The sequence below is a fragment of the Saccharopolyspora spinosa NRRL 18395 genome (assembly GCF_000194155.1).
Taxonomy (GTDB): Bacteria; Actinomycetota; Actinomycetes; order Mycobacteriales; family Pseudonocardiaceae; genus Saccharopolyspora; species Saccharopolyspora spinosa.
In genome coordinates, this window is sequence record NZ_GL877879.1 from 1643029 (window position 1) to 1658589 (window position 15561).

Here is a 15561-nt window from a genome sequence, read left to right on the forward strand (position 1 = left end):
GGGTTCTCAGGCTGTGCCCACCCCGTCGGGGTTTTCGGCGAGGACAGTCCCCGACGCGGTGAATTGATCTTCATGAGTCGGGTATCCCGTAGTCCAGACGGCGGCTGAGGTTCCGCCACCCGCACCGCCACGCAGGACGAGAATGGAAACAGCCTCTACGGCGCCCCAAAAGACTCACGGCCCGGAAAGGGAACTAGCTGCGTGACTTGTCGGCCAGCCACCGGATCGCCAGCGGATAGCCCTCGACGCCGAGGCCGGCGATGACCGCGGTCGAGACGTCGGACAGGTAACTGGTGTGCCGGAACTCCTCGCGCTTGTGCACGTTGGAGATGTGCAGCTCGATCAGGTCCGCTTCGAGCTGCGCCGCCGCGTCGCGCACCGCGATGGAGTAGTGCGTCCACGCGCCCGCGTTGAGCACCACCGGCCACCGCTGGTCGGCGGCCTCGTGCAGCCACTGGACCATCTCGCCCTCGTGGTCGGTCTGCCGGACCTCCACCTCGACGCCCAGCTCCTTGCCGGCGCGCTCGCACATCCCCACCAGGTCGGCGTAGGTGGTGCTGCCGTAGACCGAGGGCTCGCGCTTGCCCAGGCGACCGAGGTTCGGCCCGTTGAGGACGAGGACCTTCACAGCAACACCTCCGAACCCGACTTGGCCCCGCCGCCGGTGACCGCCGAGTACGCGGCGGCGATCAGCGACGGGTCCGGTCCCTCCAGGCGACCGGGCTTGGCCAGGCCGTCCAGGACCACGAACCGCAGCACCCCGGAGCGGGTCTTCTTGTCCACCCGCATCGCCTCCAGCAGCTGGCCGAGCGCGTCCGGGTCGTAGCTGGTCGGCAGGCCCAGCAGGTCGAGGACCCGCTTGTGCCGGTCGGCGGTGTCGTCGTCCAGCCGCCCGGCCAGCCGCGCCAGCTCCGCGGCGAACACCAGCCCGACGCTGACCGCCGCGCCATGCCGCCAGCGGTAGCGCTCCCGGCGCTCGATGGCGTGGGCCAGCGTGTGGCCGTAGTTGAGCACCTCGCGCAGATGCGATTCCTTCAGGTCCGCGGCGACCACGTCGGCCTTGACCTGGATCGACCGGCGCACCAGCTCGCCCAGCACGTCACCGGCCGGATCGGTCGCTGCCGCCGGGTCGGCCTCGATGAGCCGCAGGATCTCCGGGTCGGCGATGAAGCCCGCCTTGACGATCTCGGCCATGCCGGCGACGAGCTCGTTGCGCGGCAGCCCCTCCAACGTCGCCAGGTCGGCCAGCACCAGGCTCGGCTCGTGGAACAGCCCGACCAGGTTCTTTCCCGCGTCGGTGTTGATGCCGGTCTTGCCGCCGACCGCGGCGTCCACCATGCCCAGCAGCGTGGTCGGCACGTGCACCACGCGGACCCCGCGCATCCACGTCCCGGCGACGAAACCGGCGACGTCGGTGACCGCGCCGCCGCCGAAGGACACCACCACGCCGTTGCGGTCCATGCCGATCTTGCCCAGGACCTCCCAGCAGAACCCGGCGACCTGCAGGCTCTTGCCGTCCTCGGCGTCCGGGATCTCCACCCGGTGCGCGTCCACCCCGGCCGAGGTCAGCTCCTCGCGGACCGCCTCCACGGTGCTGGTGATGGTGGGCTGGTGCACCAGCGCCACCACCGATGCGTCGCGCAGGAAGTCGACGAGCTCGCCGAGCAGTCCCCGGCCGACCACCACATCGTAGGGCTGCTGGCTGGCCACCCTGATCCGCACCGGTTCGGTCATCATCGTCCCTTCGGCTGAGCGAGTTCTCGGCTTGGCCCCACCCCTGGCCCGGCGGTGGGTGCGGTTGGAAGCATCCCACTCCCGACCGTCATGATCAGCTGGACGCCGTGCTGCGCGCGGACAGCGCGGCGACGACCTGCTCCACGACCTCGGTGATCGCCACGTGGTCGGTGACGATCTCGACAGCGGCCACCGAGCGGTAGATAGGCAGCCTCGCGTCCAGCAGCGCCTTGAAGGTGGCGCGGGGGTTCACCCCGGCCAGCAGCGGTCGAGCCGTGGACAGCCCGGCGCGCCGAGCGCCTTCGGCCAGCCCCACCGACAGGAAAACCACCGGGTGCCCGGCCAGTCGTTCGCGGGTGCGTTCCGACAGCACCGAGCCGCCGCCGAGCGCCAGAACACCGTCGTGTTCGCGCAGCGCCACGGCGACCGCGTCCTCCTCCATTGCCCGGAACGCCGGCTCGCCGTCATTGGCGAAGATGTCGGCGATGGGCCGACCCGCGGTCTGCACGATGTCGTCGTCGGTGTCCCGGAACGCTATGTCGAGGCGCTGCGCCAGCAACCGGCCGATCGTCGTCTTGCCCGCTCCCGGCGGGCCGATCACCACCGCGCGCGGGCCCATCACCGCACCTGCCGTTTCTCGGCGCGCTCGCGCAGCAAGGCGAGGTAGCCCTCGACGTTGCGCCGGGTCTCCGGCAGCGAGTCGCCGCCGAACTTCTCCAGCGCGGCCTCCGCGAGGACCAGCGCGACCATCGTCTCGGCCACCACGGCGGCGCGCGGCACGGCCGTGATGTCGGAGCGCTGGTGCATCGCCTGCGCCGGTTCGCCGGTCACCATGTCCACAGTGGCCAGTGCGCGCGGCAGGCTGGAGATCGGCTTCTTCGCGGCGCGGACGATCAGCGGCTCGCCGTTGGTGATGCCGCCTTCCAGGCCGCCCGCCCGGTTGCTGCCCCGCCGCACCCACTTGGCGCCCTGGTCCGGGTAGATCTCGTCGTGCGCCGCGCTGCCGCGCCGGTGCGCATTGGCGAAGCCCTCGCCGATCTCGACGCCCTTGATCGCCTGGATGCTCATCAGCGCACCGGCCAGCCGCGCGTCGAGCTTGCGGTCCCAGTGCACGTGGGAGCCGATGCCCGGGGGCAGCCCGTAGGCGATGACCTCGACGACCCCGCCGAGGGTGTCGCCGTCCTTCTTGGCCTCGTCGACCTCGGCCATCATCTTCTCGGTCGCCTCGTCGCCGAAGGCGCGCACCGGGTTGTCGTCGATGGTGCCCAGGTCGTCCGGGCCGGGCAGCACGTCGTGCGTGGCGTCGACGCCGCCCAGGCTGATGACGTGGCTGACGATCTCGACCCCGAGCAGCTGCCGCAGGAACTGCCGGGCGACCGTGCCGACGGCGACGCGGGCGGCGGTCTCGCGGGCGCTCGCGCGCTCCAGCACCGGCCGGGCCTCTTCGAAGCCGTACTTCTGCATCCCGGCGAGGTCGGCGTGCCCGGGCCGGGGACGGGTCAGCGGCGCGTTGCGGGCCAGCGACGACAGCACGTCCTCGTCGACCGGATCGGCGGCCATCACCTGCTCCCACTTGGGCCACTCGGTGTTGCCGATGCGGATCGCGATCGGGCCGCCCTGGGTCCGGCCGTGCCGGATGCCGCCGATCAACTCCAGCTCATCGGCCTCGAAGTTCATCCGCGGGCTGCGCCCGAAACCGAGCTTGCGCCGCTCCAACTGGGTCGCGATGTCGACGGAGGTCACCTCGACCCCGGCCACCATGCCTTCCAGCACCGCCACCAGGGCGGGACCATGCGATTCTCCAGCGGTCATCCAACGCAGCACAGCTATAGATCCTGCCACGTTCGGTCCCAGGTGAACCCGGCCGGGGGTCCTGCCCCGCGCTTTCATCCGAGGTGAGGGGCACCCTTGAGCGGCTGTACCACCCAAGGGTGCCCCTCACCCATCACGCGACCCGGTACCTCCCGGGACGCGGGCCGGACCAGCAGCAAAAGAAACGCCGTTCGGGATCGCCGCGCCTAGGGCCACGGCGCGAAGGCCGTGACGAGCCAGGCCGGGGCGAGCATGGCGGGGCCGTGCGGGACGCCGCCCAGTCGCGTCCACAACGCCGCCACCAGTGTCAACGCCGCCGCGGCGGCCATCACGAACAGCACCGCCGACAGCGACACCGCGCCCACCACGGCACCGAGGCTGCCCGCCAACTTCACATCGCCCGGGCCCATCGCACCCGGCGACACCACGCGCACCAACAGATACGTCCCGGCGAAGACCACCACACCGGCAACGGCACCGAGCAGCACATCCGCCCTGTGCAGCGCCGCGACGGTCAACAACACCGCCGCTACCGGATATGCGGGCAGCGTCAGCACATCCGGGAGCCGCTCGGCCAGCACGTCGCACACCGTCAGCAACACCGCGAACCAGCCGAGCGCCAACGGGATCGCCGCCCACCACAACGGCATCCCGGTCACCACGCGGACGAACACCACCACCCACAGCAGGCCCACCGCCACCTCGCACCACATCCGAGGCGGCCGAACTCCCCTGCGCATCGAGCAGAGCGCGAGCCGACCCAGCCGACCCGCCGCGAAACCCGCTGCACCACCAGCGATCCCGATCAACACGACCATCGCACCAGCATCGCCGCGACGTCCCGGAGCCCCGGGCAGCCGATCCGCGAAGCTGCGCGTGTCGGGAGGCATGCCCGGATCGGGCGGCAGGTGCGCAACCCCAGAACTCCTGGGCGCCGGCGGAGGGCGGAGCGAACGGCCTGTTCACGCCGCCTAATGAGACGAACGGGCCGTTCGCCCACCCCATTTCCAGCCGAGGAAGGAGCGAACGGCCTGTTCACCTCCTCTAACGAGGCGAACGGGCCGTTCGCTTCAAAATCAGGCGCGCGACATCCACGCCCCGGACTTCAAGCCCCCACCGCGAACAGCAGGTCGCCCGCGACGACCTGACCGTCCTCGCGGACATCGGTCAGGGCGTCCGGCGCGACGTCCAGGGCGACGACCGGGCAGATCGACGAGTAGCCGTGCGACTCCACCTCGGACTGATCCCAGGTGACGATGCGCTGGCCCGCCTCGACGACGTCGCCCTTCGCCACGTGCAGCTCGAAGCCCTCGCCCTTGAGCTTCACCGTGTCGATGCCCAGGTGCACCAGGATCGCGGCGCCGCCGGGCGAGGCGATGACGAAAGCGTGCGGGTGCAGGGTCGCGACCGTGCCGGCTACCGGCGCGACCGCGTCGGCCCGCCCGCCGGACGGCTGCACCGCCACGCCCGGACCCACCATGACCTGCGAGAACACCGGGTCGGGCACCTCGCTGATCGCGGTGGCCAGGCCCGCCACCGGACTGCCAACCTCGGTGCTCACCGCAGGTCCTCGATGTCCTCGGCCAGGGTGTCCGCTTCCGGGCCCACCACGACCTGCACGACCGAGCCCTGCACCATCACCCCGTGCGCCCCGGCGGCCTTCAGCGCAGCTTCGTCGATCTTGGAACCGTCCTCGAGTTCGCAGCGCAGCCGCGTGATGCACGGCTCGATCTCCACCACGTTGTCCCCGCCGCCAAGTGCGGCCAGGATTGCCGCGGCCTTGTCCTGAGCCACCCCGTGCTCCCTTCGTCCTCCTACGACGCAGGCGTTGCGCACCGCGCCGAGACGATCTTGCGCCACCGGGTGTCGATGCGGCAACGAATCGCGACCCGTCTTGACACCCGATCGCATGAAAGTGCATTGTTCGCAACCGACTGGTTTAGACCGGACAGTACCAACCCGGTAGGACCGGTGAACAGCACCGGATCCGATCCGCCCGCGTTCGACCGGTGCCAAGTGTCCACGGGGGCACCGGACGTCGATGTCCCGCAAGACCGATGGAGGCAGCGTGGCCGCACGGCGAACCGCAGACGGCTGTTCCCGCCCAGGAACGGCTGACGTGCTGCGCGACGGCCCGACGCCGAAGCACGCCCAGCTGCGCGAGATCCTGCGCGAGCTGGCGAGCGAGGAACTGCTGCCAGGTTCGCCGGTGCCGTCCGAACGCGACCTCGCGGTGCGCTACGGCGTGTCCCGGCTCACCGTCCGCGAGGCGGTTGGACAGCTCGTCGCCGAGGGCCTGCTGGTGCGGGTCCGCGGCAAGGGCACCTTCACCACCCGGCCCCGGGTGGACTCCCAACTGCACCTCGCCTCGTTCACCGAGGAAATGCGCCGCCGCGGCATGCAGCCGGAGACGGTGCTGCTCGATGCGGCGGAGGCGGTCCCGCCGACCGCCACCGCCGAAGCGCTCGACCTCCGGCCCGACCAGCACGCGTACTGGCTATGTCGGCTGCGCAAGGCCGATGGTGCGCCGATGGCAGTGGAACGCGGCTGGTACCACGCCGGGCCGCTGCCCGGCCTGCTCGACCACGACCTGACCGATTCGATGTACACCCTACTGGCCCGCAACTACGAGGTGCAGCTGGAAAACGGCACGCAGACCGTGCTCGCCGAGGGCGCCGACGCCGAAACCGCGCGGCTGCTCGGGGTCCGCACCGGCAGCCCGGTCCTGGTGTTCCGCCGGATCTCCACGGCGCAGGGCCGGCCGATCGAGGACATGACTTCCTGGTATCGCGGCGATCTGTACCAGGTGACCATGCAGCTGGACCGCAACCCGAGCGGCTCCGGCCACCACCGCCCGTCCAGGCGGCCCACCCGGCCGACCGGACGCCAACATCCCGCCCGACAACCCGGTCTCCACGACACAGGAGGTAACCGATGAGTGCCAGCGCCACCACGGCGAGCGGCAACAGGAAGGGTTTCGCCCTGCTGCAACGGCTCGGCCGGAGCCTGATGCTGCCGATCGCCGTCCTGCCCGCCGCCGCGCTGCTGATGCGCCTCGGCCAGGACGACCTGCTCGGCAAGGAGGGGCTCGGTGCGGTGCTGCCCTGGATGCAGCCCGTGGCCGGGGTGATCGGCTCGGCCGGTAACGCGCTGTTCAACTACCTACCGCTGCTGTTCGCCATCGGTGTGGCGATCGGTTTCGCGAAGAAGGCCGACGGCTCAACGGCGCTGGCCGGCGCGGTGGGCTACCTGGTGCTCTCCGGCGTGCTCTGGGAGATCACCGGCACCGAGTCGGACAAGGCGTTCAACAAGGGCCCGTACGGCGTGCTCGGCGGCATCATCGCCGGGTTGACCGCCGCCTGGCTGTGGCAGCGGTACCACCGCATCAAGCTGCCCGCCTACCTGGGCTTCTTCGGCGGACGGCGCTTCGTGCCGATCATCACCGCCTTCGCTATGGTGATCGCTGGCGTGGTCCTGGGCCTGGTGTTCCCGGTCTTCGACGCCGGTCTGACGGCCTTCAGCGACGCGGTCACCCAGAACGCGGTGCTCGGCGGCGGCATCTACGGCGTGATCAACCGGCTGCTGCTGCCGTTCGGCCTGCACCACATCCCGAACAACGTGGTCTGGTTCCTCTTCGGCGACTACCACGGTGAGAAGGGCGACATCGCCCGGTTCTTCGCAGGTGACCCGACCGCGGGCACCTTCATGACCGGCTTCTTCCCGATCTTCATGTTTGCCCTGCCCGCCGCGGCGCTGGCCATCTGGCAGTGCGCGAAGCCGTCGCAGCGCAAGATCGTCGGCGGCGTGATGATCTCGGTGGCGCTGACCGCGTTCATCACCGGCATCACCGAGCCGCTGGAGTTCTCGTTCATCTTCGTGGCCTGGCCGCTGCTGCTGGTCCACGCGGTGCTCACCGGCACCTCGATGGCGCTGGTCAACGCGCTGGACATCCACAGCGGGTTCGGGTTTTCCGCAGGCGCCATCGACTACGTGCTCAACTTCGGTATCTCGCAGAACTCGCTGTGGCTGATCCCGATCGGCCTGGGCTACGCGGTCATCTACTACTTCGTGTTCCGGTTCGTGATCACGAAGTGGAACCTGCGCACCCCGGGCCGTGACGAGGACGACACGGAAAACGCCGAGGTGGGCGCGGATAATGCAGGTGGGGACGCCAAGCCGGGCCCCGACAGGAGCTGACCCCGGCGATCGTTTCCCATTCCCCCGACGAACGGAGAATCATGTTCGAGCGACGGGTCACCGTAGCAAGCAAGGTTGGGCTGCACGCGCGGCCGGCGGCACTAGTGGCCAAAGCCGCCGCGGCGCAGCCCGTGAAGATCACGATCCGTAAGGACGACACTGATCCGGTGGAGGCGGGCAGCATCCTCGGACTGATGACCCTGGGCGCGGGCCACGGCGACGAGGTGGTGCTGGCGGCCGAGGGAGAAGGCGCGGAGGCGGCGCTGGACCACCTCGCCCAGCTGGTCGCCTCGGACCTCGACCACAACTGACCGGAACAACGCGAACGGCCCCGAGAACCCGCCGCAATGTGGGGAGGGGCCGTTCGACGTAGTCCGCAATTTCCATTGAGATTGCGGTCAGAGCGGGAGCGGGAGCTCGTTTCCCGTCGCTTCGGCGAGGGCATCGCGCATGGCTTCGCGCGGCGCCGGTAGCCCGGTGAACTGCTCGACCTGGCCGAACGCCTGGTGCAGCAGCATGTCCAGTCCAGTGGCGATCCGCCCGCCCGCCGCGGTCACCGCAGCGGCCAGCGGCGTCGGCCACGGGTGGTAGACGACGTCCAACACGCAACCCGCCGTCGCAAGCTCCGCCGCCTGCGCGTCCAACGCCCCTGCCGGGAGCGTCGACACCACGACGTCCGCCGCTGCCGCGGCGTCCGCGAGCGCGACGCTGTCCAGCCGCTCGACGCGCACTCGCAGGCCGACCCGCTCCGCGGTCTCGGCCGCGTCGCGCGCTCGCGCGGGCTCGCGCACCGCGAGCGTCGCTTCGCTCAGCCCGAGCTCCGCGAACGCGGCCAGGGTCGCGGCGGCGGTGCCGCCGGCTCCCAGGATCAGACCGCTGTGGCCGGTGGTGAATCCGCCCGCACTGCGCAGCGCTCCGACGACTCCGTCGACGTCGGTGCAGTCTGCGGCCCAGCTGCCGTCGGCCTGGTGCACCAGGGTGTTCGCCGCGCCGACCGCTGCGGCCCGCTCGCTGACCTCGGTCGCGACGCCCAGCGCCGCTCGCTTGCCGGGCATGGTGACCGATAGCCCGGCCCATTCCGGGCCGAGCCCGGCGACGAACTCGACGAGCCGGTCCGCGTCGGCCTCGACCCGCTCGTAGGTCCAGCTGTGCAGGCCGAGCGCGGCGTATGCGGCACCGTGCAGCACCGGCGACAGCGAGTGCTCGATCGGTGAGCCGAGCACCGCTGCCCGGCGGGGCTCAGAACGCGCCACGTGCCCTTGCCTCGTTGATGTAGGCGTCGTGCTGCGCCTGGGTGTCGGCGAAGCAGGAGGTGCCGTCCGGGTAGCACTTCACGAAGAACTTCCAAGTGCCGTCAGCGGGTTTCTCCGCTGCCTGCAGGGCTTCCTTGCTGACAGCCGAGATCGGCGTGGGCGGCAGGCCGTAGTTCCGGTACGTGTTGTACGGCCCATCGATCCCACGGTCCTCGGGCCTGGTCAGCAGGGACGGTTTGTCCAGCGGGTAGTTGATCGTGGAGTCGAGCTGGAGGTGCATGACCGGGTGGGTCAACCGGTTGTGGATCACCCGCGAGATCTGCCCGAAGTCCTTGGCGATGCCCTCGCTCTGCACCAGCGAAGCGATCTTGAGTAGCTCGTACGGGCTGTACCCGGTGCCCTCGGCCGCCTGCGGCAACCCCGCGATCTCAAGCTGCGCTGCGGACCGGGTGGCCACGTCACGCAGCACGTTCTCGGCGGTCTCGCCCGGCTTCACGTCGTAGAGACCGGGCTGGATCAGGCCCTCCAGCCGCCGATTCGGCTCGGCCTTGGAGGCGTCCGCGAGCGCCCACTGCGGCACGCCGAGCGAGGCCAGGTCGGCGGTCGCGGCGACCCGTTGCATCTCCTCGGCGGTGACGCAGGTGGGGTTTGCCCCGGCGCAGGTGGCCTCGGCGAGCCGGGTCAGGATGCCCGGGGTGTGCCCGTTGTCCGGCGCCAGTTGGTCCTCCAGCCGCATGCCGGCGCGGATGTCAACCCGGCCCACCTTCGCGGCCGCCGACAGGATGTGCGCGACGGCTGCCTCGCCGGACATCTTGTTGCGCATCAGGTAGTAGCCCGGCTGGATGCTGTTGATCTGCCGGTTCTCCTCGGCGGCCTTGGTGAACGCCTTGGTGCTGGCCACCACGTCCCTCTCGGCGAGGGTGCGACCGATGGCGCTGACGGTGTCACCGGGCTTGATCTCGACGACGATGTCGCCGGTGCCCTCGCCCTCGTAGTTCTCGTAGGAACCGATCTGCATGATCTGACTGGCCCCGTAGAGCACGCCGACGCCGACCAGCAGCAGCACGAACAAGCTCGCCACCGCCGTCACGATCCGGCGGCGCTTGCGGCGGCCCGCCGCCGCTCGCCGGGCTCGTCCGCGAACAGTCCAAGATCGTCGGTCACGAAAGGTCCTCTCGTGTCTTCCCCCGACTGTCAAGGAATGCCTGCAGGATCTCCACCGCCGCCGCCTGATCGACCACGGCGCGCTGCTTCTTCCCCCGCACGCCGCGTTGCGACAGCATCCGGCTGGCCGTCACGGTGGTCAGCCGCTCGTCGGCGAACCGCACCGGCACCGGTGCGATCCGTTCCGCGAGCGCCGCCCCGTAGGCCTGCGCCGTTTCCGCTGCAGTTCCGTGCCGGCCCGCCAACGTCTTCGGCAGACCGACCACGACTTCCACCACCTCGTGCTCGGCGACGAGCTCGGCCAGCTGCGCGAGATCGCTGCCGCCGGTGGCATCCCGCTGCAAGGTGACCAGCGGGGTCGCCAGCATCGGCGCGGGGTCGCTGAGTGCGACTCCGACCCGGACCGCGCCGACATCGACGCCTAACCGACGCCCCGCTCCGGGATCCGCCTGCCGGTGCTCGGTCACCCGCCAGCCACCACCTGGTCCAGAGCCTTGCGCAGCGCCTCGATCGCCGCCGTGATCCCGGCCGGGTTCGAGCCGCCGCCCTGCGCCATGTCCGGCTTGCCGCCGCCGCGCCCGCCGACCTCGGCCGCGAAGCCGGGCACCAGCTTGCCCGCGGCGATGCCCTTGTCGCGGGCCGCGTCGTTGACGCCGACCACGAAACTGACCTTGCCCTCGTCAGCGGCGAACAGCGCCACCACGGAGGGGCGGGAGCCGAGCCGGCCGCGGATCTCGCCAGCCAGCGCGCGCAGCGCGTTGCCGTCCACGCCGTCCGGCACCTGCTCGGCGACCAGCGTCACGCCGTGCACGTCGGTGCCCTTGTCGGCGAGCTCGCCGGCGGACTGCAGGATCTGGGCGATGCGCAGCTGCTGCAGCTCCTTCTCCGCGCTGCGCAGCCGGGACACGACGCCCTGGATGCGTTCCGGCAGCTCGTCGGCGGGCACCTTGAACTGCTCGGCAAGCTGGCTGACCAGCAGGTGTTCCTTGCTGATGTGGCGCATCGCGTCCATGCCGACCAGCGCTTCGACTCGGTGCACACCGGAGCCCACCGAGGAGTCGGCCACCAGCTTGACCACGCCGAGGCGGCCGATGCGCGGCACGTGGGTGCCACCGCACAGCTCGCGGGAGTAGTCGCCCATGTCGACGACCCGGACCTGGTCGCCGTACTTCTCGCCGAACAGCGCGATGGCGCCGAGCTGCATGGCCCGGTCCATCGTCGTGGTGTAGGACTGCACCTCGACGTCGCTCTGCAAGTAGTCGTTGACCTCTTCCTCCACCCCGGTGAGCACGCTCGAGGACACGGCCGTCGGGGCGGTGAAGTCGAAGCGCATCCGGCCCGGCGAGTTCAGCGAACCGGCCTGCGCGGCGCGCCTGCCGTAGGCGCTGCGCACCGCCGCGTGCACGAGGTGGGTGGCGGAGTGCGAGCGCTCGATGGCGTGGCGGCGCGCGACGTCGACGGCGGCTTCGAGCGTGGTGTCCACGCCGAGCTCGCCTTCGACGACCTTGGCGCGGTGCACGAACAGGCCCGGCACCGCGCGCTGCACGTCGTGCACTTCGACGGCCACACCGGGACCGACCAGCCGACCGGTGTCGGCGATCTGGCCACCGCCCTCGGCGTAGAACGGGGTGCGGTCCAGGACCAGCTCGACCTCGGTGCCCGCGGCGGCGGACTTCACCGGCTGCCCGTCGACCAGCAGGCCCAGCACGCGGCTGTGCGACTGCAGGTCGGTGTAGCCGATGAAATCGGTGGTGCCGTGCTGGTCGAGCAGGGTCCGGTAGGTCGACAGGTCGCCGTGGCCGGTCTTGCGGGCCTTGGCGTCCTCCTTGGCCCGGCGGCGCTGCTCGGACATCAGGTTCCGGAAGCCCTGCTCATCGACGGCCAGGCCCTGCTCGGAAGCCATCTCCAGGGTCAGGTCGATCGGGAACCCGTAGGTGTCGTGCAGCTGGAAGGCCTTCTCCCCGGCCAACTGCTTGCCACCGGCCTTCTTGGTGTCGGCCACCGCCGAGTCGAAGATCTTCGAGCCGGCGGTCAGGGTGGTCAGGAAGGCCTCTTCCTCGTTGCGCATCACCGAGTCGATGCGGTCGAACTCGGTGACCAGCTCGGGGTAGCTCGGTGCCATCGCGTCGCGCACGACCTTGCTGAACTCGCCGAGCACCGGCTCCTGCACGCCCAGCAGGCGGGTGGAGCGGATGATCCGGCGCAGCAAGCGCCGCAGCACGTAGCCGCGGGCCTCGTTGCCGGGGGTGACGCCGTCGCCGACGAGCATCACGCCGGAGCGGGCGTGGTCGGCGATGACGCGGAAGCGCACGTCGTCCTCGTGGTTCGCGCCGTAGCGGCGGCCGGAGAGCTCCTCGGCCTTGGCGATCACCGGGCGGACCAGGTCGGTCTCGTAGACGTTTTCCACGCCCTGCAGCAGGCACGCGACGCGCTCGACGCCCATGCCGGTGTCGATGTTCTTGGTCGGCAGCGAACCGATCGGCGGGTGCCCCAGCTTCGGCGACTGCTCACCCCTGATGTCCTGCATGAACACCAGGTTCCAGATCTCGATGTAGCGGTCCTCGTCGGCGACCGGTCCGCCCTCGCGGCCGTACTTCGGACCGCGGTCGTAGTAGATCTCCGAGCACGGGCCACCGGGACCGGGCACGCCCATGTCCCAATAGTTGTCCTTGCCGTCGCGGGCCTGGATCCGCTCGGCGGGGACGCCGGCGACCTTCTGCCACAGCTGAGCGGCTTCGTCGTCCTTCTCGTAGACGGTCACCCACAGCCGCTCCGGGTCGAAGCCGTAGCCGCCGTCGGCCTGGGAACCGGTGAGCAGCTCCCAGGCGTGCTGCATGGCGCCTTCCTTGAAGTAGTCGCCGAAGGAGAAGTTGCCGGCCATCTGGAAGAACGTGTTGTGCCGGGTGGTCTTGCCGACCTCGTCGATGTCGCCGGTGCGCACGCACTTCTGGATGCTGGTGGCCCGCGGGTAGGGCGCCGGGGCCTCACCCAGGAAGTAGGGCTTGAACTGCACCATGCCGGCGTTGACGAACAGCAGCGTCGGGTCGTCGAGGATCAGCGACGCGCTGGGCACAACGGTGTGGCCGCGGCTGCGGAAGTGCTCGGTGAACCGGTTGTTGATCTCGTGGGTCTGCACGGTGGTTCCTCAGGAAATTCGGGTGACGGACACGGCTGGTGGGGTCGGCGGGCGGCTGGCGGCGCGGAGCGCCGACGTCAGCGGCCCGCCCGGCGAGCTCGCCGACCGTTGACCATGCCCGCGCCGGAGTCCACGTCGATCCGGCGGAACTGCACCGTGTCCGAGGCGCTGCCGCGCTCCACCACGTCGTGCAGTTCCTGCTCCCGCTCCTGCATGCCCGCGCGGACCTCGGCGCCGAACGAGCCGACGGCTCCGGCGAGTTCCCGGACCGCGCCGCCCAGCTGCTCGGCCATGCCGCTCGGGGTCGCCTTCCGGGCGGTCTCGTTGAGCTTGCGCGTCAACGCGACCCCGGCCGCGACCCCGGCGCCGAACCAGAACAGGCGCCTCACTTGCGCCCCCCTTTGCCCTTGCGGCGGAAGTGCCGGCCGGCGGGCTCCTGCCGCCGCTTCCGGCGGGCCCGCAGCGCCTTGCTGACTCCGTAGGAGAACGCCGCCGTCTTCACCAACGGACCACCCAGTGTAGCCGTGAACAGCGAGGACAATGCCGATACGTTGCCGCTGATCGTCTTGGCGTTGGCGGTGATCCCGTCGACCCGCTCCAGCTGGGTGTTGACGTGAGTGATGGTCGAGTTCGCCCCGGTGAACAGCGGATCGGAGTTCTCGTGCGCCTTGCGGATCGCGATGGTCGCCTCGTCCAGCGTGCGGCCGAGCTTGATCAGCGGGATCGCCAGCAGCACGACCAGCAGCACGAACGCTCCGGCGGCGATCAGCGCGGCGATCTGCGTGGGCGTCACGTGCCCTCCCGTATGTCCACGTCATGTCGGTGGGACCGGGGCCAAGACCTCGGTCCGTTGATCGTCGTCAGGTTACCGGCCCCGCTCCCCCAGCCCAGCACCCGGTCGGCCGCGCCAGGCGAAAAGCACCATCGGGCGACGCACCCGCCCGCCGGCGCCCCAACCAGGCCCCGAACGAGTAAAGCGCGAGGGGGCCCGCAGCCGAACAACTCGGCTGGGGGCCCCACATCTCGAACTGATCGTGTTACGGCCGGACCTGGGTCGGAGGCTCAGCGCCGGTGAGGACCGCAGCGACGTTGCGGGCGGCGAGTTCGGCCATCGCGGTCCGGGTTTCGGTGGTCGCCGAGCCCAGGTGCGGGACCACCACGACATTGTCGAGGTCCAGCAGCGCCGGCTCCACCTCCGGCTCGCGCTCGAAGACGTCCAGGGCCGCACCACCGATCTGGCCCTCCTGGAGCGCCTTCGCGAGCGCTCGTTCGTCGACCACCGGACCGCGACTGGTGTTGATCAGGAACGCGGTCGGCTTCATGGCCGCGAGCGCCGCTTCGTCGATGAGGTGCCGGGTCTGCTCGGTCAGCGGGCAGTGCAGGGACACCACGTCGGCGGTGCGCAGCAGCTCGTCCTGGGGCAGGAAGCGGGCGTCGAGCTCCGCCTCCACCTCGGCGGCGGCGCGGCGGCGGCCGGTGTAGGCGACGCTCATCCCGAACGCGCGTGCCCGCCGGGCCACGGCCTGCCCGATGTCGCCGAGCCCGACGATGCCGAGCGTCTTGCCCTGCAACCCGGTGCCCACCATGAAGCCGAGGTGGAAGGTCCACGGCTGGCGGGCCCGCAACAGCCGTTCGCCCTCGCCGAGCCGCCGGGTCACCATCAGCAGCAGTCCGATGGCCAGGTCGGCGGTCGCGTCGACCAGCACGCCCGGCGTGTTGGCGACGATGACGCCGCGCCCGGTCACCGCCGGGACGTCGATGTTGTCGTAGCCGACCGCGACGTTCGCGACCACTTGCAGCTGCGGACCGGCCGCGGCCACCAGGTCGGCGTCGATCCGGTCGTGCAGCATCGCCACGATCGCGTGCGCACCGCGCACGGCCTCGCGCAGCTCGGGAGCGGTCAGCGGCCGGTCCTGCGGGCAGACGTGCACGTCCCCGACCTGGCGCAACACCTCCAGTGCCGACTCCGGCACCGTCCGGGTGACCACGATCCGCTTGTCCACTGCGACCTCCTCTCGACGAAATCCCCGCCGGAATCTACCCGCCGCCGCACGCGAAGATCACCCTCCGACCAGCAACGTCCCCGACTTCTCGGCCCCAGTTTCAATTGAAACTGGGGCCGACCGAGCACGTGTCCGGCGAGGTGTCCGCCCCGAGGTCCGCAGTTTCAATTGAAATGGGTGTGGCTCTTTTGAGGGGAGCTGTGGTCGGGGGGGTCGGTGGGTGGTGATCGTGGTCTGGGCTCCTTCTGGTTACGTTGTGGGT

The 15561-nt window shown here is 70.5% G+C and carries 17 protein-coding genes; 3 read left to right on the top strand and 14 right to left on the bottom strand.

All coding sequences use genetic code 11. The features are described 5' to 3' along the window. Positions 1–193 precede the first annotated feature (193 nt). The 7 genes from aroQ to SSPN_RS0126745 all read right to left on the bottom strand — a co-directional run bounded on the left by aroQ (position 194) and on the right by SSPN_RS0126745 (position 5340). On the bottom strand, positions 194–628 hold the full coding sequence (gene aroQ, locus SSPN_RS0126715) for a type II 3-dehydroquinate dehydratase (RefSeq protein WP_010311066.1): 435 nt from the start codon (positions 626–628) through the stop codon (positions 194–196). Continuing rightward, positions 625–1734 carry a 3-dehydroquinate synthase gene (aroB, locus tag SSPN_RS0126720; RefSeq protein ID WP_010311069.1) on the bottom strand — a complete coding sequence of 370 codons (1110 nt, stop codon included), beginning with the start codon at positions 1732–1734 and terminating at the stop codon, positions 625–627. Before aroB ends, aroQ begins: the two co-directional genes overlap by 4 nt. A 94-nt stretch (positions 1735–1828) precedes the next feature. Further along, positions 1829–2353 carry a shikimate kinase gene (locus SSPN_RS0126725; RefSeq protein WP_010311070.1) on the bottom strand — a complete coding sequence of 175 codons (525 nt, stop codon included), beginning with the start codon at positions 2351–2353 and terminating at the stop codon, positions 1829–1831. Then, on the bottom strand, positions 2353–3558 hold the full coding sequence (aroC, locus tag SSPN_RS0126730) for a chorismate synthase (RefSeq protein ID WP_029535748.1): 1206 nt from the start codon (positions 3556–3558) through the stop codon (positions 2353–2355). Before aroC ends, SSPN_RS0126725 begins: the two co-directional genes overlap by 1 nt. Before the next feature lie 194 nt (positions 3559–3752). Next, positions 3753–4436 (bottom strand): prepilin peptidase, encoded by a 684-nt coding sequence (locus SSPN_RS0126735; protein ID WP_237710742.1) that lies wholly within the window; start codon positions 4434–4436, stop codon positions 3753–3755. 215 nt (positions 4437–4651) lie between these two features. Further along, on the bottom strand, positions 4652–5107 hold the full coding sequence (locus SSPN_RS0126740) for a PTS sugar transporter subunit IIA (RefSeq protein WP_010311078.1): 456 nt from the start codon (positions 5105–5107) through the stop codon (positions 4652–4654). Next, a complete protein-coding gene (locus SSPN_RS0126745) occupies positions 5104–5340 on the bottom strand; it encodes a PTS sugar transporter subunit IIB (RefSeq protein WP_010311079.1) in 237 nt (78 codons plus the stop codon). Before SSPN_RS0126745 ends, SSPN_RS0126740 begins: the two co-directional genes overlap by 4 nt. 274 nt (positions 5341–5614) lie before the next feature. Between SSPN_RS0126745 and SSPN_RS45940 the strand changes: the two genes are divergently transcribed. From SSPN_RS45940 to SSPN_RS0126760, 3 genes are read left to right on the top strand one after another with little or no spacing between them, the layout of a single operon-like run. Then, the gene (locus SSPN_RS45940; RefSeq protein ID WP_237710743.1) at positions 5615–6484 is read left to right on the top strand and encodes a GntR family transcriptional regulator; all 870 of its coding nucleotides are present in this window, start codon (positions 5615–5617) and stop codon (positions 6482–6484) included. Further along, positions 6481–7743, top strand: a complete 1263-nt coding sequence (locus SSPN_RS45945; protein WP_010311081.1) for a PTS transporter subunit EIIC — start codon at positions 6481–6483, stop codon at positions 7741–7743. Before SSPN_RS45940 ends, SSPN_RS45945 begins: the two co-directional genes overlap by 4 nt. Before the next feature lie 41 nt (positions 7744–7784). Continuing rightward, positions 7785–8054 carry an HPr family phosphocarrier protein gene (locus SSPN_RS0126760; RefSeq protein ID WP_010311082.1) on the top strand — a complete coding sequence of 90 codons (270 nt, stop codon included), beginning with the start codon at positions 7785–7787 and terminating at the stop codon, positions 8052–8054. 87 nt (positions 8055–8141) lie between these two features. Here the strand turns inward: SSPN_RS0126760 and SSPN_RS0126765 are convergent, their stop codons facing one another. The 7 genes from SSPN_RS0126765 to SSPN_RS0126795 form a co-directional block, all read right to left on the bottom strand. Further along, on the bottom strand, positions 8142–8996 hold the full coding sequence (locus SSPN_RS0126765; protein ID WP_010311084.1) for a shikimate dehydrogenase: 855 nt from the start codon (positions 8994–8996) through the stop codon (positions 8142–8144). After that, complete coding sequence (gene mltG / locus SSPN_RS45950; RefSeq protein ID WP_237710744.1) at positions 8983–10077, bottom strand: endolytic transglycosylase MltG; 1095 nt, start codon at positions 10075–10077, stop codon at positions 8983–8985. Before mltG ends, SSPN_RS0126765 begins: the two co-directional genes overlap by 14 nt. A gap of 79 nt (positions 10078–10156) precedes the next feature. Beyond that, a complete protein-coding gene (gene ruvX / locus SSPN_RS0126775; protein WP_010311087.1) occupies positions 10157–10627 on the bottom strand; it encodes a Holliday junction resolvase RuvX in 471 nt (156 codons plus the stop codon). Next, positions 10624–13296 carry an alanine--tRNA ligase gene (gene alaS / locus SSPN_RS0126780; protein WP_010311088.1) on the bottom strand — a complete coding sequence of 891 codons (2673 nt, stop codon included), beginning with the start codon at positions 13294–13296 and terminating at the stop codon, positions 10624–10626. The genes ruvX and alaS overlap by 4 nt, the downstream gene beginning before the upstream one ends. Positions 13297–13373: 77 nt before the next feature. After that, positions 13374–13685: a hypothetical protein gene (locus SSPN_RS0126785; RefSeq protein WP_010311089.1), complete on the bottom strand. Its 312-nt coding sequence runs from the start codon at positions 13683–13685 to the stop codon at positions 13374–13376. Next, positions 13682–14089 carry a DUF948 domain-containing protein gene (locus SSPN_RS0126790; RefSeq protein ID WP_010311092.1) on the bottom strand — a complete coding sequence of 136 codons (408 nt, stop codon included), beginning with the start codon at positions 14087–14089 and terminating at the stop codon, positions 13682–13684. The genes SSPN_RS0126785 and SSPN_RS0126790 overlap by 4 nt, the downstream gene beginning before the upstream one ends. 244 nt (positions 14090–14333) lie before the next feature. Further along, positions 14334–15299: a 2-hydroxyacid dehydrogenase gene (locus SSPN_RS0126795; protein ID WP_010311094.1), complete on the bottom strand. Its 966-nt coding sequence runs from the start codon at positions 15297–15299 to the stop codon at positions 14334–14336. Between the last annotated feature and the right edge of the window lie 262 nt (positions 15300–15561).